The sequence below is a fragment of the Pantoea sp. Taur genome (assembly GCF_009830025.1).
Taxonomy (GTDB): domain Bacteria; phylum Pseudomonadota; class Gammaproteobacteria; order Enterobacterales; family Enterobacteriaceae; genus Pantoea; species Pantoea communis.
The window spans coordinates 1-18,611 of sequence record NZ_SZZZ01000018.1 but is presented as its reverse complement, the minus strand read 5'-3'; the positions used below and the strand labels follow the sequence as shown (position 1 = coordinate 18,611).

The window sequence follows — 18,611 nt, the reverse complement described above, 5'->3', positions numbered from 1 at the left end:
TCCAGGCCAACGTGTAGATGACAAGGATTAGTGATGAAAATTTTGGGGTGGGATTATCCTAAGCGTAAACTCATTAAAGATATACTTTGGTGCATTACTTTTGTTCTGCTATCAAGTGAATCTTTACCATTTAGCCCAATCCACATACCAGGATTTCTCGGGACTGTAATTTGGATATTTATGGTAATGGGAATTTACACCTTTTATTCAAGCCTGTTCCGCTTTTACGACTGGTACAATAATAATTAATAAATCAACGCCTCTCGATCTTATTCGAGAGGCGTATTAAGAGATCGGTTTAGCCAATCTTCTCCAGCTCTTCCGCCAGAATCTGCACCGCGCGTTCAATCTTCTCCGCATCCGGTACATAGTTCATGCGCATACATTGATGTGTATGCGGCCATTCCTGTTCCAGACCTGGGAAGAAGAAGTGGCCCGGCACCATCAGCACGCCGCGCGCTTTCAGGCGCTGATACAAGGCTTCGGTGCTGATCGGCAGATCGCGGAACCACAGCCAGAGGAAAATTGCCCCTTCGGGTTTGTGGATCAGGCAGCGATCTTCCGGCAGATAGCGGCGCAGAATGGCAATCGTCTCGCTTACCTTGGCCTGATAGAACGGCTTGATCACCTCTTCCGACAGACGCAGCAAATCGCCACGCACAATCATCTCAGTGGCGATCGCCGGGCCAATGCTGCCTGGCGCTAAGCTGATAATCCCATTCATGTTACCAATCGCGCTAATCGTGCTCTCATCGGCGACGATAATGCCGCAACGTGCACCCGGCAGGCCGAGTTTCGACAGGCTCATGCACAGAATGGTATTTGGGTTCCACAGCGGACGGGCTTCGCTGAAGATAATGCCGGGGAAGGGCACACCGTAGGCGTTATCGATCAGTAATGGCACGCCGTGCTGCTGTGCCAGCGCATCCAGCTGCATCAGCTCGTCATCGGTGATCACGTTGCCGGTCGGGTTGGTCGGGCGCGACACACAAATCAGGCCCACGTCCTCATTCAGCGGCAAATGGTCAAAATCGACGTGATATTTGAACTGCCCCTCTGGCAGCAGCTCAATGTTCGGCCTGGCGGAAACAAACAGATCTTCTTCCAGCCCGGCATCGGCGTAACCGAGATACTCCGGCGCCAGCGGGAATAGCACGCGCTTTTTACTGCCGTCGGCGCGACGACCCGCGAACAGGTTAAACAGATAGAAGAACGCGCTCTGGCTGCCGTTGGTCAGCGCAATATTTTGTGCGGTAATCGGCCAGCCCAGCTCGTCACGCAGCATGTTCGCCAGCGCATCCAGCAGCAGCGTTTTGCCACGCGGACCGTCGTAATTGCACAGCGCTTCGCTCAGTTTGCCGTCCTGATGCATCTGCAGCAGCAGCTGGTTGAAGTAGTCATTAATGGCCGGGATCTGCGCCGGGTTGCCGCCGCCAAGCATAATGGTGCCGGGCGTGCGCAGGCCTTCACCCATGTCTTCCATCAGACGTGAGATGCCGGAATGTTGAGTAAATTTGTCGCCGAACTGAGAAAAGGACATAGGAAGTTAAAACATTGTAATCGGGAATGGGCAACCACCATAGCGCCCGCCACGGGCAGGCGCAATGGCTAAAGCAGCAAGCTTAGGCCTGGATTTGCGGGTTAACGCAGTTTTTCTCGACTTTGCCGCTCAGCGCAGCAATTAGGTTATCCACCGCATCACGTGCCATACCGTAACGCGTTTCATGGGTGGCTGAGCCGATGTGCGGCAGCGCTACCACGTTCGGCAACTTAAGGATCTCCGCATCGGCAGGCACCGGCTCCACTTCAAACACATCCAGACCGGCTGCGTGAATCGTGCCGTCCTTCAATGCCGCCGTCAGCGCCTGCTCATCGACCACCGGGCCACGACCTGCGTTAATCAGGACCGCGCTGGGTTTCATCATCTTGAGCTGTGCAGCGCCAATCATATGGTGCGTCTGCTCGGTCAGCGGCAGGCTGATGCAAACAAAATCACTCTCTTTCAGCAGCGTTTCAAGATCACAGGCACGTGCACCGAAGCGGGTTTCCGCCTCTTCATGCTGACGGCGTGCGTTGTAGAGAATGTTCATGCCAAAGCCGAAGTGCGCACGCTGCGCCAGCGCCAGGCCGATACGGCCCATGCCAAGAATCCCCAGGGTTTTGTGATGCACGTCGATGCCGAAATGTTCTGGTCCGATGCTTTTCTTCCACTCACCGGCCTTAACCCATTGATCCAACTCGGTGACGCGACGGGCGGTGCTCAGCACCAGCGCCATCATGGTATCGGCCACGGTTTCGGTCAAAACGGTTGGCGTGTGCATCAGCAGTACATTGCGCTGATTTAAGGCTTCGACATCAAAGTTGTCGTAACCCACAGACACGGTGGAACAAGCGCGCAGTGCGGGCATCTTTGCCAGCAGATCGCCATTTACCTTTCCACCAGAACCCAGCAAACCCTGTGCTTCCGCAAACTGTGCGGCATGCTGTTGCACGGTTTCGGGGGAGACGTCATGCACTTCGGTGACGGTAAAATGGGCATCCAGTTTAGCGCGCAGATCGTCTGGCAGGCTCTTATAAAGAATCACAGCAGGTTTCATCATTTGCTCCCTGTAGAACGTGTGACGGGCGGCCTGAGCCGCCCGGGAAAGTCATTTCTTACGCTTTCAGGCGTGCTTCGCCCCATGAATCGGTGCTGTCTTGTTCTCCGCGGGCTTGACGATTAACGTCAGCCACACCGAGACCAGCAGCGCGGCACCCATAAAGATATAAGAGGCAGCAGGACTGCCGGTTGCGCCATTAAGATAGCCTACAATCCACGATCCGATGAAGGAACCGAGTGCGCCCATGCTGTTAATCAGCGCCATGGCACCGCCAGCAACGTTGCGTGGCAGCATCTCAGTAATCAGGGCAAAGAACGGGCCGTAAGGGGCATACATCGCGCCACCGGCAATCACCAGCAGCGCATACGACAGCCAGAAGTGGCTGGAACCGACCAGATAGGAGCCAAGGAACGCCAGCGCCCCAATCAGCAGCAGCGGCCAGACAAACAGCTTACGGTTTTGCTTTTTGTCAGACGCCCATGACACCACGACCATCGCAATGGTCGCCACCAGATAAGGCACTGCTGAAAGCCAACCCGCCTCTACCATGCCCATCTGTGTGCCGTTACGCAGAATCGAAGGCAGCCACAGTACGAAACCGTACACGCCAATGCTCCAGGCAAAATATTGCATGCACAGAATGATCACATTGCGATTGCGGAAGGCTTCGCCATAGTTACGCACCGCTTTGATGCCTTCCTGCTCTTTCTGCAACTGCGCCTGCAGTGCTGATTTCTCTTCGTTGCTCATCCATTTGGCTTGTGCTGGCTTGTCCTGCACCAGGAACCACCAGGCCACGGCCCAGATCACCGCCGGGATGCCTTCGAAGATAAACATTTCACGCCAGCCGAAAGCATTAATCAGATAGCCGGACACCACCGACATCCACAGCACCGTGACCGGATTGCCGAGGATCAGGAAAGTGTTGGCGCGCGAACGTTCCGACTTAGTGAACCAGTTACTGATGTAAATCAGCATCGCCGGCATCACCGCCGCTTCCACCACGCCGAGCACGAAACGAATCGCTGCCAGCATCGGAATGTTGCTTACCACGCCGGTTAATGAGGCACAGCCGCCCCACAGAATCAGGCACCAGAAAATCAGCTTCTTCACGCTGCGGCGTTCGGCATACACCGCGCCGGGGATCTGGAAGAAGAAATAGCCAAGGAAGAACAGGGCACCCAACAGCGATGACATGCCTTTGGTGATGCCGAGATCGTCATTAATCCCTGCGGCAGAGGCGAAGCTAAAGTTCGCCCGGTCCAGATACGCCAGACTGTAGGTGATAAACACGATGGGCATGATAAACCACCAGCGTTTTGGCGCGATTGTCTGCGATTTCATGGGTGACTCCTCTGTTTTGAGGCGGGCACATTCAATGGATGCGCCTCGAAATAATCGGGTTGTGTAGAGACAGACTGTTTCACCAGGTACGCGTTAATGCGTACCCGACCTGCAGGGTTGCCAATGAAGGCAACCGCTTGATTAAAAATCGCCCAGTGCCGCGCGCGTCGGCAGGCCTTCACTGTCGCCGGCGACCTGAATCGCCAGCGAACCAATCTTGTTACCGCGCAGAATCGCCTGTGGCAGCGATTTGCCTTCCAGCAATGCGCTGATCAGGCCCACGGCAAAACCATCGCCCGCGCCGACGGTATCCACCACGTTATCGACGAGAATCGGTGCGACATTGCCCTTTTCACCATCGGCGGTTTTATACCAGGCGCCGTCGCAGCCGGTTTTGATCACCACAGCCCGTACACCTTTATCCAGATAGAAATCGGCGATGGCTTCTGGCTGACGATAGCCGGTCAGAATGAACCCTTCTTTCTCACCCGGCAGCACCCAGTCTGCATACTCTGCCAGCAGATTCAGCTGCTTACGCATTTCCTCCTCGCTGCGCCATAACACCGGGCGCAAATTCGGATCGAAGGAGATGGTTTTGCCGCGCGAACGCATCTCTTTGGCCGCATGTTTGGTCAACTCAAGCGAGCTGTCGGAGAGGGCGGCGGCCACGCCGCTCAGGTGCAGGTGACGCGCGCCACCAAAATAATCCGCATTAAAATCGTCTGGTGACAGATGGCTGGCGGCGGAGCCTGCACGGAAATATTCCACTTCAGGATCGGAACCGTCATCGACGCGCGACTTGAGCTGAAAACCGGTGCGATAGCGGGTATCGGTGGTCACACAGTGATGATCGACCTTCTCTTTCGCCAGCTGTTGCAGCGTAAAACGGCCGAAACTGTCATCGCCGACGCGGCTGACCCAGCCGACCTGTAAACCAAGGCGCGCCAGGCCGATGGCTACATTCAGTTCGGCACCGGCAATACGTTTGACGAAGCCCTCTGCGGCGGCGAGATCCCCGCTTTGCTGAGCGATAAACATCGCCATCGCTTCGCCAATCGTGACCACATCCAGTTGCTTCATCATCGACTCCTTACAGCGCACGCAGCAATTCAACGTAATGGCGTGTCACGGCCAGCAGATCTTCGCCTTCGAGTGGGAACTCGATGCCGCGCGGCGCATCAGCAGGCAGTGCGTTAAGCAATGTGCGCCAGCTGCCGTCGGTTTCGTCCAGCGCCACCGCACGGAAGCTCTCGCCATGTGGCACCGCGGCTTTCACGTGAATGTAGCTGACGTAACGGCTGAGCTGCGCTGCGGCCTGCAAAGCGTCTTCGCCGGTCCACTGCCAGTTGCCCATGTCGAAGGTCATATCCAGCGGCAGGGCGGCATCGCAGGCACGATGGAAGAAGGTCTGCATCGGGGCCAGTTTGCTGTCTGGCGTTTGATCGTTTTCCACCACCACGGTTACTGGCGATGCGGCGAGTACCTCAACCAGCGCAGCGTCGGAGAGATCGACAAAATGGCCGAGGGCGATTTTCAAACGCTTAGCGCCAATCTGTTCGGCTTCCAGCAGGAACTGCCCCAGACGAGGGTTGAGCGAGCCATCTTCCAGCCACAACGCTTCCGGCACCGAGTAGCTGGCACTGAGCTGCTGTTGAGCAATTGCCTCGTTGAGCGAATGCAGTCTCAGCAGATCATCTTCGCTGAATAGCTCACGACGGATTTCTACGCCATCCGCGCCAGCGGCTTTGATCAGCGGCAGCAGGGCGGTTTGACCACCTAACTCAGCGACTTTGTGCGTGCCGTAGGCGGCGGTGACCACGATGATTTCCGGATGTGCCATGTTGTCTCTCCATTGAACTCGGAAGGATGCGGTCTGAGCCGCCCGTTGTTTTAAATCGATGTCTTAAAAAAAACCTAAATGGAACCGGTTCCAAATGAAAGGAAGAGAGTGTGGAATTATGATCCTGCTCACGAAGTGAGCCAGAGAAAAGGGGATTAGCGCAGCGGCTGGCTGGAGCCGCGCACAATGAGCTCACCGGGGAAAACCTGCTCATTGATCGGCTGCTCATTACCGTCAATACGTGAGATCACCTGTTCCAGCGCCGCATAGCCAATTTGCCAGGTGGGCTGTTTCAGGGTGGTGATGCCCACGCCTGCCAGTGCAGCCCACTCCAGCTCATCAAAACCAAGCAGGCCAATGGTTTCACCCCAGCGCTGTTCGAGACGCTGCAAGGCGCGCGCCACCTGTAAGGTCAGCGCACCGTTAGCGGCCATCACCGCGCAGCGTTTGTCACTGTGGCGTTGCTGGAATGTCCGCAGCACCTGCTCCAGCTGTTCAGGCTGATGCAGGGGGACTTCGGCGTTTTCCGCCATCACGCCGGCGTGGGCTTTGCTGGTGTCATAGAATGCGCCAAGGCGTTCACGGCGGGTGTTGACGCTACCTAAGGGTTCGCTGAGGAACAGCAGGGCATCGTAACCGTTGTCCAGCAGATGCTGGGTGGCAATTTGCGCGGCTTCGGGGTTATTCAGGCCAACCACATCACAGGCGAAGTCAGGGATTTTGCGGTCGATCAGCACCATCGGCAGCATCGACTGCTGCAGGCGCTTCAGCACCTCTTCGTGCATCCCGACCGCGTTCACCACGATGCCCTCAACCTGATAGCTGCTCAGCAGTTGCAGATAATACTGCTCGCGATCGACTTCGTTGTTGGTGTTACACATCAGCAGCGTAAAGCCCTGCGCACGGCAGGCCGCTTCGATACCGCTCAGCACATCCACGGAATAGGGATTGGTAATATCCGCGATAATCAGGCCAATCAGCCGCGTGCGGCCACGCTTCAGGCCGCGTGCCATCTGGCTGGGACGATAATCGAGGTCGGCAATCGCCTGTTCAATACGGGCTTTGAGATCGGGCGAGAGCAGATTCACTTCGCCATTAAGATAGCGGGAAACGCTGGTTTTACCGGTTTTTGCCGTGCGGGCAACGTCACTGATTGTGGCTCGTGGCGGCCTGGTCTTCATCGCGTACACCTGAATAATAAAATCAGGCGAAGACTATCACAGCGCGGCGCGCACGCAATCATTGTGCATCAGAAGTGAGGCGCAACATCGGTTGCCACAGCGTCTGGAGCTCCTCAAGCGGTGCACCTTCCAGCAGTTGCAGCACCATTTCGGCCACGCGTTCGCCAATGCGCTGCTGCGATAGCTGCAAAATCGCGTTCACCGGATGATCGATAATGGAGTCATGCGGCAAGCCATCGTAGACATAGAGGGGGATCGCCCGCGCGCCGCTTAAACGGTCGGCCTGCTGCAACGCGATGGCCGCGCCTTCACCCAGCGGCGCACAATCCGTGATGATGGCTTGAGGCGCGATATCCTGCGCCAGCCAGCGCTGTGTTTGCTGGTAACCGGCACGACGTGTCATCGGCAGCGCGGCCAGCATCGTTGGCGCGATAGGTGGTTGATGCTGTGTGAGGGCATCGATAAAGCCGTGGCGACGATCGAGGATATACGTGCAGGGCTCGTTGCCGCCAAGATAGGCAAGCCTGGTCAGCCCTTGTTGCAGGCAGTGTTCAGCGGCCAGCAAGGTGCCTGCATGATTATCGTAATCAAACCAGGCATAAGGTTGCGGCAGCTGGCTGCGGCCCAGCGTGAGAAAGCGATAGCCTTTCTGCTGCAAACGCTGCAGACGGATATCATGCGGTTGGGTATGGGTGAGAATCAGCGCATCCAGCGCGCCACTGCGCAGCAAGCGCATCAGCGTGCGGTGCTTATCCTGCGGTTTATCCGGCAGAATCATCAGATCAATTTCATGCTGAGCGAGGCGTTGATCCAGCGTCAACAGCATTTCACTGTAATAGCTGTCATTCAAAGAGGCGGTGCTGACCGGGAAAACCAGTCCGACGGCATTGGCGCGGCCGGTCTTCAGACGGCGCGCGGCATCATTCGGACGATAGCCGCGGGAAGTGGCTTCTTCTTCAATACGTTTACGCGTGGCGGCCGCAACATCGTCATAGCCATTTAGCGCACGACTCACGGTGGTAACAGAGAGGCCGAGGGCAGCGGCAATGGCTTTGAGCGACATGATGACGTTTTCCACTGATCAAATTTTGATCACGCTAGCATAAAGTATTTCACGGCTCTATTGGTTGACGATTATAGAGCGTTATCTGATACAAAAAGCGTCAATTGCGGTGTAAAAACGTGCGGAAAAGCCGATCTGCAGAAACAGATCGGCGAGCGGGATTAACCCAGTGGACTCAGCGTGATCTCGACGCGGCGGTTTTGTGCTTTACCCGCTTCGGTGCTGTTGCTGGCCACCGGATTATCCGGGCCCATGCCCTGCGTGCGCAGACGGTTCTGGGCTACGCCTTGCAGAATCAGGCCGCTGGCCACACTCTCCGCACGCTGTTGCGACAGGCGCATATTCAGCGCGCGCGTACCGGTGCTGTCGGTGAAGCCCACCACATTGACGGCGGTTTTAGGATACTCTTTCAGCACCATTGCGACACCTGTTAACGTGTTGGCGCCTGCCGGTTTGAGGTTGCTGCTGTTGGAGTCAAAAGTGACGTTATTCGGCATATTCAGCACGATGTTATCGCCCTGACGCGTCACGCTGACGCCAGTACCGCGCATTTTGTCGCGCAGCTTCGCTTCCTGCACATCCATGTAATAGCCGACGCCACCGCCCAGCGCCGCACCGGATGCGGCACCAATCAGCGCGCCTTTGCCGCGATCTTTCTTCGACGATGACAACACGCCAACGCCTGCACCCAGCACGGCACCTAAGCCCGCGCCGATGCCGGATTTCCCGGCCTGCGATTCGCCGGTATAAGGATTGGTGGTACAACCGGACAGCACAACGCTGCCGCTGAGTAACAAGGCCAGCGTCAAACTACGCTTTTTCATTGAAAATCCCTCACAAAGTCACACGGGTAAAATGCCCCAAAACGGCACTATTATGCCGTTCAATAATGGGGAAATGCGTGAGGGTCAGTCTTAAAGTGTAAAGTTTTGCGTTAAAGATTATCGGGATGGCAGAAACAGCTGGTTTGATGATCGTTAATCAGCCCGCACGCCTGCAAAAATGAATGGCATGTTGTGGGACCGACGAATTTAAAACCACGCTTCTTTAACGCTTTAGAGAGCGCGATGGCAGGCTCGGAGGTGGTGGGCGCCAGCTTGTAATCGGCGAAACGGTGCAAAATCGGCTGATTATCGACAAATGACCAGACAAAGCGTGAAAAGTCCTCGCCTTCCGCTTCCAGCGCCAGCATGGCTTTGGCGTTATTGATGATCGCCTCCAGCTTGCCGCGATGACGAATTAATCCGCTGTCTTGCAGCAAGCGCAGCATGTCGGCCTCATCCATCAACGCCACGGCCTGAGGATCAAATTCGTGGAACGCGCGACGATAGTTCTCACGTTTCTTGAGCACGGTGATCCACGACAAACCCGCCTGTTGTCCCTCAAGGCAGATCATTTCAAATAAGGCCCGCTTATCAGTTTGCGGCACACCCCACTCATTATCGTGGTACGCCAGATAGAGTGGATCCTGTGTTACCCAGCCACAACGTTGCATATTACTCTCCCTAAGCATGAGGAAAATACAGTTAATCCCTTGACGTATTACAGAATCGATTAATAGTTAATCAATGGGTGCCGATAATCAATAAACCTGAATCTTAACGCCCGTTTCCTTTCTGGCTCGTCAGGAGTCTTTCATGTTGCAGAAAAGTGAGTGGACAGGCCAGCACAATCTCATGCTGGCTTTTGGCAGTGTGTGGCTGTTATTTGCGGCGCTGCCGGCTTACGCCTGGGATGAATCAGGCGCGGATTATGTGCCGGATTACAATGCGATACTTGCTGAAAAGATTTCCAGTCATCACCTGATGTTGACAGAAGATCGTGACATCAGCCTGATGGATGCCGCGCTTAATTCACCGGATGAGAGCGCGATGGTGCTGCACAGTGAAAAAGCCAGCGTGGGGAATGCCCCCTTTGCTAACCGCTATTCGGCAGGCTGGCAGATGCCGATGAGTGCGACGCTGCGCACCGGTCCGGTGGCGCAATTCGCGGTGGATGATTCGCGAGTGAGTTGCCCGAAGTGTGAATTTGTCGATGGCAATCACGCCGGACATATTGCCTCACTGGGCTGGCGTCTTGATTCCACTCTTGACTGGATTTCACCCTGGGCACAGGTTAGCTACAGCCATCAATTGAGTGATGAAAATGCGTCATCGCTGCGCGATCGCCCCGAGGAGATCGGCCATGAAAGCAACTGGGTGGATGTCAGCGTGGGCGCCAATGTGCCGTTTGGGCAAAATATGGCGGCTTTCGCTTCCTTCTCGCAAACCGGGGCGGTGGTCAGCGGTGAGCAGTTTATTTACAGCCTTGGCGTCAGCGCCAGCTTCTAAATCCTGCGCGATCCATCGCATTAAAACAGGTACACTGACCGCTTAGCGCTGAATCTATCGGCGCTCCGGGTTGGTCAACGTCAGGTTTCTTCATGTCAGTTAAAATCTTATCTTCAACGCTGGTGGGGCTGGATGGCTTTTGCCAGGATCCGCTTGCCGTGTTGCAGCAGGCCGATAACGGCGTGCTGGCGGTGTTGCACAATAATGCGCCCGCTTTTTATGCGCTGACACCGCAGCGTCTGGCACAGCTGCTGGCGCTGGAAGCCGCAGCGCAGCAGCCAAATGATGTCACGCTGGATGACAGCCTGTTCCATGCCGATGCGGCACCGATTGCCACACCGGTAGGCAAGTTTGCCATGTACGCGGGCTGGCAGCCGGATCACGATTTTCAGCGGCAGGCCGCCATTTGGGGTGTCGCGCTGAGTGAACCGGTGACCGCAGCCGAACTGGCCGCCTTTGTGGCTTACTGGCAGGCCGAAGGCCGACTGTTCCATCATGTGCAGTGGCAGCAGAAACTGGCGCGCAGCGTGCAAATGAACCGTGCCGCCAATGGCGGTCAGCCGAAGCGCGATGTCACCCAGATCAGCAATACTCAATATGATATCCCCGATGGATTCCGAGGTGAGTGATGAAAACGCCGAACGATCTTTTCAGTCGCCTGAAAAAATTTATGCCTGCGGATGTACAACCGAAATTTAAAAACGGTGAAGAGCTGCTGGCGTGGAATCAGGAACAGGGCCGCCTGCGCTCTGAAGCCATCGTGCGAGAAAACCGCGCCATGAAAATGCAGCGTATCATGGGGCGTTCCGGTATCCGTGAGCTGCACATGAACTGCTCGTTTGATAACTATCGCGTCGAGAATGACGGTCAGCGCAAAGCACTCGCGCTGGCGCGTGAGTATGCCGCCGGGTTTGACAACAGCATCGCCAGCTTCGTGTTTTCTGGCCGCCCTGGCACCGGAAAAAACCATCTGGCCGCCGCCATTGGTAACGACCTCATTCTGCGTGGCAAAAGCGTATTGATTGTCACCGTGGCCGATTTGATGTCGAGCATGAAAGGCACCTTCAGCGGTGGCAGCGACATCACCGAAGAGCGCTTGCTGCAGGATCTCAGCCATGTGGATCTGCTGGTGATCGATGAGATCGGCATGCAGAGCGAATCCCGCTACGAAAAAGTGATCATCAATCAGATTGTCGATCGTCGCTCATCGTCAAAACGCCCAACCGGCATGTTGTCGAATCTGGACCCGGCGGGAATGAACGGCTTATTAGGTGAGCGCGTGATGGATCGTATGCGTCTCGGCACCAGTTTGTGGGTGCGTTTCGATTGGGAAAGCTATCGCAGCCGTGTACGCGGTGATGAGTATTGAGTCAGGTGGGCGCGCGATGAAAGCAGCCGGTAAAGGCCCCGCATTACTTCGATTAAACAACCTTAAGCGCGTGATGACGCAACTGCGTAGCACACGTATTACTTCCCGCCAGGATATCGCGCTGGCACTGCAGCTGAGTAAAAACACCGTATCCCTGATTGTGGATGATTTGCTGGCGCAGGGCCTGATTCACGAACTCGGCCCGGTGAGCGTGGCAGCGGCTGGACGCCCAAAAATCGAAATTTCGCTACGCGCGGAAAAGCTAAAAAGCGCCGGCATCATGGTGGAGCGCAACGCCATTCACTGGCGCGTCTGTGATTATTTCTCGCAGGTGATTGCGGAACAGACCTGGCAAACGGCGACCGCCGATCCTGAGCAGCTGTTGCGTGAGCTGGAGGAAGTGTGCCAGACATTGCACGCTGCGCATCCTGAGTTGCTGGGCATCGCCGTCGGCTTTCCCGGCATTATCGATCCACAGCGCGGCAGGGTGCACTTTTCCGCCCATCTTGGCTGGCAGGATGTCGATGTTTTGACGCCGCTGGTCAGCGCCTGCCGTTTGCCGCTGCGCATTATGCATAACGTCAAAGCCGCTGCGCTGCTCTCGGTGGAGCAACTCGATCTGGATAGAGCACAAAGCCATTTTTATCTGCGTATCGGTGAAGGGGTTGGCGGTGCGCTGGTGGAACAGGGCGAAGTGTTTGTCGGCAGCAGCTGGACCGCCGGGGAGATTGGTCATTTGCAGGTGCAACCGAAAGGGTTGCGTTGTAGCTGTGGACGTTCAGGCTGCCTGGAAACGTTGATCAGTCAGCCCGCAATTCAACAGCAGTTGGGGCAGCGTAAAACAGGACTGCGCTGGCAGAATGCCGCCAGTGAACCGCAGATCGTGAGTGAAGTGATGGCGTTAACCGGTCAACATTTGGGCCACGCCCTGAGCCATGTGATGCAGCTGGTGAACCCGGCGAGCATCATTATTGATGGGCCGTGGAATACGCATCCTGCCTTTATCCAGGCGGTTGAAGAAACGGCGCAGGCCAGCACGCTGGCCTTTACCTTCTCCCACACGCAGCTGCATTTCCTGCCGCAGCGTATTGATCCTGCCAACGGTTTGGCGCTGGCGGTGATTGAACAATATGAGCGCGCCATCTCATAGGCGCGCGCTCATCACATTAATGCCGTGGAATATCAAATGACTCGCTGGATTTGGTCGTTGAGGTGCTCTGCGGCAAATCCGCTTCGACGTTAAACTTCTCCAGCACCAGCCCATGAATTTTCTCCAGCGACACGCCCGCGGTCTCTGGCAGGTAGCGGAAGGTAAAGAAGTACATTCCCAGAGAGAAAATCGCGAACAGCAGCAGAGGGAAGCCGCCGTGGAACAGATCCAGCAGCATCGGGCTGCTGTTCATGATCGGGAAAGTACTGCTGATCACAAAGTTCGCCAGCGACATGGCACAGATGGAAATCCCGACGCAGATCGAACGAATTTCGGTAGGGAAGATTTCGCCCAGCACAGTCCAGACAATCTGGCCCCAGGTCATGCCAAAGAAAATCATATAGGCAAACAGACCCACCACCGCCAGCATACCCGGCAGGTGATAATAGAACGCGATGAACGAGTAAGCGAGGCAGATGCAGGAGGTGATGGCCCCCAGCAGCAGCAGCTTACGGCGGCCAATTTTATCAATCACCATCATGCCCGCCAGCACGCCAATAAACTGACAAATCGACAGCCAGAAGGTCTGCAGCAACGCCGAATCGGTGCTGCCCGCCACGTTCTTCAGCAATGTCGGACCGAAGTACTGAATGACGTTAATGCCGCTGATCTGGTTACCGACCGCCAGGCCGATACCGATGATCAACAGCGGAATGGTGGTTTTATCCAGGCGCAGGCGCGATTTATGTTGGTGTGCGGTTTTGTCTGAGAACGAGTGTTTGATTTCATTGAACACGCTCTCGGCATGCTCGCGGTTGGAAATTTTGGTCAGCGTATCCAGCGCTTCATCGTATTTGCCCTTGAGCACATTCCAGCGCGGAGATTCCGGGATAAAGGCGATGAAGAAGATGAACAGTGCACAAGGCACTAGTGCAGTAGCCAGAATGTAACGCCAGCCCATGTTGATCATCACCTCAGGCAGCGTCGATTTGGTGATGAAGTAGTTGGTCAGTAACACCACCGATTGTCCACCGACACAGCATACCGCATAGAGTGCAGTGGTACGGCCGCGAAACTTCGAGGGCGACAGTTCCGCGAGGTAAATCGGCGAAATCACCGAGGCGAGGCCAATCGCCAGCCCACCAATGATGCGGAACAGCACAAACACCGTGAAGTTGTGGGCGATGGCGGTGCCGATCACCGAAACGGTGAACAGCAGTGCGGTAATGGCGAGCGATTTTTTGCGTCCGAGTTTGTCGCTCAGTCGCGGGGCAATAAAGCAGCCCACTAAGCTACCCAGCAGAATGTTGGAGACGGCCCAGCCGGTTTCTGCGGGGGTTAACTGGAAATATTCACTTAAAGGTTCGATTGCACCGGAGATAATTGAAGAGTCATAGCCCATTAGCAGTCCGCCAAATGCCGCGACGGTACAGCAGAGTATGACGTACTTCATGTTGTAGCGTTTTTGCCTGGTATCCATTGTTATAGCCCCTTGTCTCTACGGCCTGAACGTTACGTGTTCAGAAAGAGGAGTGGTGTAGGTTATCGATGTTCAGCGTTTTTCACTCAAGGTCATCATGTTGGAATATATGTTCTAAATGATGGTTTTTGGATCATTTTTTCCAGAAAGTGTGAACGACGTTGCGAAAATTGCTGATGGCAATATTCACGGTAGGGCCATATTTGGCTGAAATGATAGGTTTTTTATCAGAGGCGAGAGGCGTGATATGACTATTCTTGTTTTTTCTTGCAACGGTGTGAAATTTTTATTCTGTAATGTGACGCTGATTTCTCTCCTTGAGGGAGGTTAAGCGTAGGTTTCATTTTTTTCCGGGCAACGGGCATAATACGTTGATTGACAGGCCATCTTTGCGGACGTCGCAATGAAAACGCAGCGCATCACTCTGGACGATATTGCTACCCTGGCGGGCGTCACCAAAATGACGGTAAGCCGTTATTTACGTACCCCGGAAAAGGTTAAAACGGAAACGGCGGAGAAAATTGCCAGCGTCATGGCTGAAATCGGCTACGTCCCCGATAGCGACAACACCACCGCAACCAAACAGAGTCAGCCGCGTATTGGCGTGCTGGTTCCTTCGTTTAACAACCAAATCTTTGCCGATCTGCTGGCGGGCATTGAGTCGGTCACCAGTGCGCACGGCTATCAGACGCTGGTGGTCAATTACGACTACAACGCCCAGCGTGAAGAGGAGCAGATCGCTACCGTGCTGGCGTTTAACATCAAAGGGCTGATCCTCACCGAATCCGTGCACACGGTGCGCGCCGAGAAATACCTCAATGCCGCCAATATTCCGGTGGCGGAAGTGATGGGGTTGACGGAAGCCAGCGGGCGGATCAATGTCGGTTTTGATAACTATCGCGCCGGTTACGATATGACCTCGATGCTGCTGGCCAGCGGCAAACAGCGCGTCATCTATTTTGGTTCGATGTCCGATCGCCGCGATGAGCAGCGCTATGCGGGTTATCGTGATGCGGTGGAAGCGGCGGGCTTCCCGGCGGGAAGAATTGTGCCGAACAAGGTCTCTTCAGTATCGATTGGTACGGGCATGATGACGCTGGCACGCCAGCTCTATCCGGAAATGGACGCGATTCTCTGCACCAATGATGATTTAGCTGTCGGCGTATTGCAGGAGTGTCAGGCAGCCGGAATTGCCGTGCCACAGACGATGGCGATTGCCGGTTTTCACGGGCTGGAGATTGGCCAGGCCACCACGCCGCGCTTAGCCAGCGTGATCACGCCACGTTTTGAGATGGGTAAAGTCGCCACCGAGATTGTGCTGAAGAAGATTAACCAGCAGCCGACTATTGAACAGGTCAATCTGCATTATCGACTCTCGATGGGAGCGACTATCTAGACGACCGGATAAATTGTTGCTACCGGGCGGCTTTGCTACAGTGTCGTGAACTTTAGAGGAATGATCCATGCCCCGCGACAACCGAATGTCCCGCTCACTGCACGCCTTAATTCATCTTGATCGGCACGTTAAACGCGCCACTTCGGAAGCGATGGCGAAGATGTTGGGCACCAATCCGGTGGTGGTACGCCGCATGATGTCTGGCCTGCGCGAAAAAGGCTATGTGGTCTCGGAGAAGGGGCACGGCGGCGGTTGGGAGCTGCGGGTGGAACTCAGCGCGATTACGCTGCTGGATGTGTATCAGGCGATTGGGTCGCCTGCGCTGTTCAGTATCGGGCCTGCTGCCGATCCTTCGCCGTGTTTAGTTGAACATGCCGTCGATGAGCGTCTGGATCAGGCGCTCCATGAAGCGGAAGTGCTGCTGCTTCAACGCTTTAGCCATATCACCGTGGCTGATATTGCCGATGATTACCTCAACAAAATGGCAAAACTGGGGCTGGAATCTGAGCCCCATCCGCTGTGCAGTGAATAACCTCAATCCTGCTTCTGCAAAGTGATCTGCGCATTGTGCTTCATCACATGCGTGGTGACCGCTGCCTGGAACACTTTGAACATCAACCCGTTGATAAAGGTGGTCAGGGTTAAGGTAATGAACGCTGTCATCACCCAATCAACGAATGCCATATCGCTGTGCAATAGCGCAGGGCGATAAATCACCATGCCCGCGAGCACCGTCCAATGGCTCATGCAGTAAAAGCAGTGGAACAGATGGCCGAGCAGCGCGTGCTTTTTGGCGGTCCACGCGCGTAAGCCAGCAAACAACTCGGTTTGCGTGAGGGTCATCGCGATACTGGCCGCTGCCAGAGCTATCGCGACACAAGTTCCCACGTCTGAAGTCATCCAACTATTCATACATTCTCCTGTCAGGCATTTATCATGTAACTTACAATATTACATGATGGTGTAAGCTGCAAGCGTCGGGTCAGAACGACAGCCATGAAAGTTTGGCGAGATATCGTTATTTATTGGCTTTAACGCTAAACATAGCCAGCTGAGGCTTTTTTATAATACTGCTGACTTTTTAATCCGCCATCAGGAGGAAAGATGGATATTCAGGCAGCTTGTATGCATCAACTGATGCTCTGGATCGAAGACAATATTGAACAGCGACTGACGCTGGAGACGGTCGCGCGTCGTGCGGGCTATTCGCAGTGGCATCTGCAACGCATGTTCCGCCACCATACTGGTATCGCGCTGGGCAGCTATATTCGCGAACGTAAACTCACGGCATCAGCGATTGCGCTGATGAACGGTCATATGCCGTTGATGGAGATTGCGATTAAGTATGGCTTTGAGTCGCAGCAGACGTGGTGCCGCACCTTCCGCCGCATGTACGATCTGCCGCCCGGCGCGTTTCGTCGCAAATATCATCACAGCCTGCCAGCGATCGATGGCCCTACGAGTCTTCTGATACTGCAACCGCAGACGCGTCAGGCGGCGTAAAGTATTTGCCGGGCGTCGAACCAAAGGCGCTACGAAACGCGCTGATGTAACTGCTCACGCTATCAAAGCCGACCTGCCACGCTACCTGCTGCACACTTTTGCCGTCGGCCAGTCCTTCCAGTGATTTCAATAGCCGCGACACCTGGCGATAGCGCGAGAGGCTCATGCCCACCGCACTGGCCCAATGACGGCTCAGACTGCGTGGACTCAACCCCGCCCACTGTGCCAGTTCGGGGCCGGTGCGGGTATCCGCCGGATTGTCCATGAGCAGGCGCGCGATCTGCCGCAGGCGTGGCTCTTCGGGGAGTGGCAGCGTCAGCGCATGCTCGGTGGACTCATACAGCTCATCGAGAAACACATCGCATAACCGGTTATAACGATCGCTGCCCCAGCTATCCGGCGACAAACTTGCCAGCCGCTCAGCCAGCGGTTCCAGCACCGAAGGGCAGGAGAGTAGCACCGGATGTTTTGGCAGCGGTGCCGTCAGCGCTTCATCCACCAACACCGTCCAGCCGAGCACGCGACCTGGCCCGATAATTGCATGTTCGAAGTGTGGCGGAATCCACCCGACCAGGCGCGGCGGATTGGCGAAGATGCCCGAGGGCGTGTTGACCGTCATCATCCCTTGCTTCAGACAGTAAAGTTGTCCGGCGGCATGTCTGTGGGTGCGGCTTTCTCGATCAAGCTGTTTCGATAATGACGCCGCAATCACTTTGGGTGCATTGGGTTGCAGCAGTTTTTTGCGCAGCTCATCCGCACGCGGATCGCCGGAGAAGGTCAGGTTGTCGGTGGGATGGATGAGCATGGGTGATTCCGCAATAGCCAGCGTGAAAGACAGTTTAGAATCATGAACAAGCTGATTTTTAAACAGAGCTCAGTTGTTCGGTTTTACCGAATAACTGCATTGTGCAGGCGAGGTAAAGAGATTGGAACAAGTGGTGGAGAATAGTGCAGAAGTAAAGTGCCAACCTTGCTCTACATCCTCAGGCTGAAATTTTCCAACTTGTAATGATGACTTACAGGTTGCCTAAGCCAATCATTTAGAAATGAGTAACAGTAAGAGGAAGGTGGCGATCACAGGAGTCGTATTTGTTGAGTTTGTGCATTGATTTTAATGAGTATTTTTATATTCATTTAAATCATGTACCCCCATTTATGCCCCCAGGTGAATTTCCTTGGCTATCAAATGACGCCAAAATGTGTGATTTCTCATCCCTGACCCGCCACGGGTTTAACAGACACCTCTGAGTCATTTAAGATGACTTAAAGAGAGGTGCCCATGAGCGGTAAGCGTTATCCTGCAGAGTTTAAAATTGAAGCAGTCAAACAGGTTGTTGAGCGTGGTCATTCTGTTT

The 18,611-nt window shown here is 55.0% G+C and carries 20 protein-coding genes; 8 read left to right on the top strand and 12 right to left on the bottom strand.

The annotated features are described in order from the left end of the window. Window positions 1-298: 298 nt before the first annotated feature. From FD744_RS20000 to FD744_RS19960, 9 genes are all read right to left on the bottom strand, one after another. Complete coding sequence (locus FD744_RS20000; RefSeq protein WP_058961170.1) at window positions 299-1,540, bottom strand: valine--pyruvate transaminase; 1,242 nt, start codon at window positions 1,538-1,540, stop codon at window positions 299-301. Window positions 1,541-1,622: 82 nt separating this feature from the next. Beyond that, the gene (gene ghrB / locus FD744_RS19995; RefSeq protein ID WP_160869123.1) at window positions 1,623-2,597 is read right to left on the bottom strand and encodes a glyoxylate/hydroxypyruvate reductase GhrB; all 975 of its coding nucleotides are present in this window, start codon (window positions 2,595-2,597) and stop codon (window positions 1,623-1,625) included. Between the two features lie 66 nt (window positions 2,598-2,663). Next, on the bottom strand, window positions 2,664-3,944 hold the full coding sequence (locus FD744_RS19990) for an MFS transporter (RefSeq protein WP_160869099.1): 1,281 nt from the start codon (window positions 3,942-3,944) through the stop codon (window positions 2,664-2,666). Window positions 3,945-4,085: 141 nt separating this feature from the next. Next, complete coding sequence (locus tag FD744_RS19985) at window positions 4,086-5,027, bottom strand: sugar kinase (protein WP_160869098.1); 942 nt, start codon at window positions 5,025-5,027, stop codon at window positions 4,086-4,088. 7 nt (window positions 5,028-5,034) lie between these two features. Further along, complete coding sequence (locus FD744_RS19980; protein WP_097118442.1) at window positions 5,035-5,784, bottom strand: sugar phosphate isomerase/epimerase; 750 nt, start codon at window positions 5,782-5,784, stop codon at window positions 5,035-5,037. Window positions 5,785-5,939: 155 nt separating this feature from the next. Further along, window positions 5,940-6,965, bottom strand: a complete 1,026-nt coding sequence (locus tag FD744_RS19975) for a LacI family DNA-binding transcriptional regulator (RefSeq protein WP_058961163.1) — start codon at window positions 6,963-6,965, stop codon at window positions 5,940-5,942. A gap of 58 nt (window positions 6,966-7,023) precedes the next feature. Further along, the gene (locus FD744_RS19970) at window positions 7,024-8,028 is read right to left on the bottom strand and encodes a LacI family DNA-binding transcriptional regulator (protein WP_160869097.1); all 1,005 of its coding nucleotides are present in this window, start codon (window positions 8,026-8,028) and stop codon (window positions 7,024-7,026) included. 161 nt (window positions 8,029-8,189) lie between these two features. Then, window positions 8,190-8,852 carry an OmpA family lipoprotein gene (locus tag FD744_RS19965; protein WP_034829973.1) on the bottom strand — a complete coding sequence of 221 codons (663 nt, stop codon included), beginning with the start codon at window positions 8,850-8,852 and terminating at the stop codon, window positions 8,190-8,192. 110 nt (window positions 8,853-8,962) lie between these two features. Next, on the bottom strand, window positions 8,963-9,523 hold the full coding sequence (locus FD744_RS19960; protein ID WP_034829972.1) for a DNA-3-methyladenine glycosylase I: 561 nt from the start codon (window positions 9,521-9,523) through the stop codon (window positions 8,963-8,965). A 142-nt stretch (window positions 9,524-9,665) separates the two neighbouring features. Here FD744_RS19960 and FD744_RS19955 point away from each other — a divergent pair, with 142 nt between their 5' ends. The 4 genes from FD744_RS19955 to FD744_RS19940 all read left to right on the top strand — a co-directional run bounded on the left by FD744_RS19955 (window position 9,666) and on the right by FD744_RS19940 (window position 12,877). After that, window positions 9,666-10,358: an autotransporter domain-containing protein gene (locus FD744_RS19955; RefSeq protein WP_160869096.1), complete on the top strand. Its 693-nt coding sequence runs from the start codon at window positions 9,666-9,668 to the stop codon at window positions 10,356-10,358. Window positions 10,359-10,450: 92 nt separating this feature from the next. Next, complete coding sequence (gene dnaT, locus FD744_RS19950) at window positions 10,451-10,987, top strand: primosomal protein DnaT (protein WP_160869095.1); 537 nt, start codon at window positions 10,451-10,453, stop codon at window positions 10,985-10,987. Further along, complete coding sequence (gene dnaC, locus FD744_RS19945) at window positions 10,987-11,727, top strand: DNA replication protein DnaC (protein ID WP_034829969.1); 741 nt, start codon at window positions 10,987-10,989, stop codon at window positions 11,725-11,727. Before dnaT ends, dnaC begins: the two co-directional genes overlap by 1 nt. Window positions 11,728-11,743: 16 nt before the next feature. Continuing rightward, a complete protein-coding gene (locus tag FD744_RS19940) occupies window positions 11,744-12,877 on the top strand; it encodes an ROK family protein (RefSeq protein WP_058961153.1) in 1,134 nt (377 codons plus the stop codon). A gap of 16 nt (window positions 12,878-12,893) precedes the next feature. Here FD744_RS19940 and FD744_RS19935 read toward each other — a convergent pair whose 3' ends face one another. Beyond that, on the bottom strand, window positions 12,894-14,357 hold the full coding sequence (locus FD744_RS19935; RefSeq protein ID WP_097118449.1) for a sugar porter family MFS transporter: 1,464 nt from the start codon (window positions 14,355-14,357) through the stop codon (window positions 12,894-12,896). A gap of 403 nt (window positions 14,358-14,760) precedes the next feature. Between FD744_RS19935 and FD744_RS19930 the strand changes: the two genes are divergently transcribed. Beyond that, entirely contained in the window at window positions 14,761-15,753 is a 993-nt protein-coding gene (locus tag FD744_RS19930) for a LacI family DNA-binding transcriptional regulator (protein WP_034829964.1), read from the top strand. Between the two features lie 67 nt (window positions 15,754-15,820). Next, window positions 15,821-16,285, top strand: a complete 465-nt coding sequence (locus tag FD744_RS19925) for an Rrf2 family transcriptional regulator (RefSeq protein WP_160869094.1) — start codon at window positions 15,821-15,823, stop codon at window positions 16,283-16,285. Between the two features lie 2 nt (window positions 16,286-16,287). Here the strand turns inward: FD744_RS19925 and FD744_RS19920 are convergent, their stop codons facing one another. Next, window positions 16,288-16,665 carry a DUF1360 domain-containing protein gene (locus FD744_RS19920; RefSeq protein WP_202403611.1) on the bottom strand — a complete coding sequence of 126 codons (378 nt, stop codon included), beginning with the start codon at window positions 16,663-16,665 and terminating at the stop codon, window positions 16,288-16,290. Between the two features lie 192 nt (window positions 16,666-16,857). On the opposite strand from FD744_RS19920, the gene FD744_RS19915 reads away from it, so the two are divergent. Then, window positions 16,858-17,256, top strand: coding sequence for a helix-turn-helix domain-containing protein (locus FD744_RS19915; RefSeq protein ID WP_038643912.1), 399 nt, complete (start codon window positions 16,858-16,860; stop codon window positions 17,254-17,256). Here FD744_RS19915 and FD744_RS19910 read toward each other — a convergent pair. Further along, window positions 17,210-18,061 (bottom strand): AraC family transcriptional regulator, encoded by an 852-nt coding sequence (locus FD744_RS19910; RefSeq protein ID WP_160869093.1) that lies wholly within the window; start codon window positions 18,059-18,061, stop codon window positions 17,210-17,212. The genes FD744_RS19915 and FD744_RS19910 overlap by 47 nt on opposite strands. Window positions 18,062-18,535: 474 nt before the next feature. On the opposite strand from FD744_RS19910, the gene FD744_RS25655 reads away from it, so the two are divergent. Beyond that, window positions 18,536-18,611: transposase (locus FD744_RS25655; RefSeq protein WP_237449432.1), on the top strand; the 76-nt coding region annotated here is incomplete at its 3' end.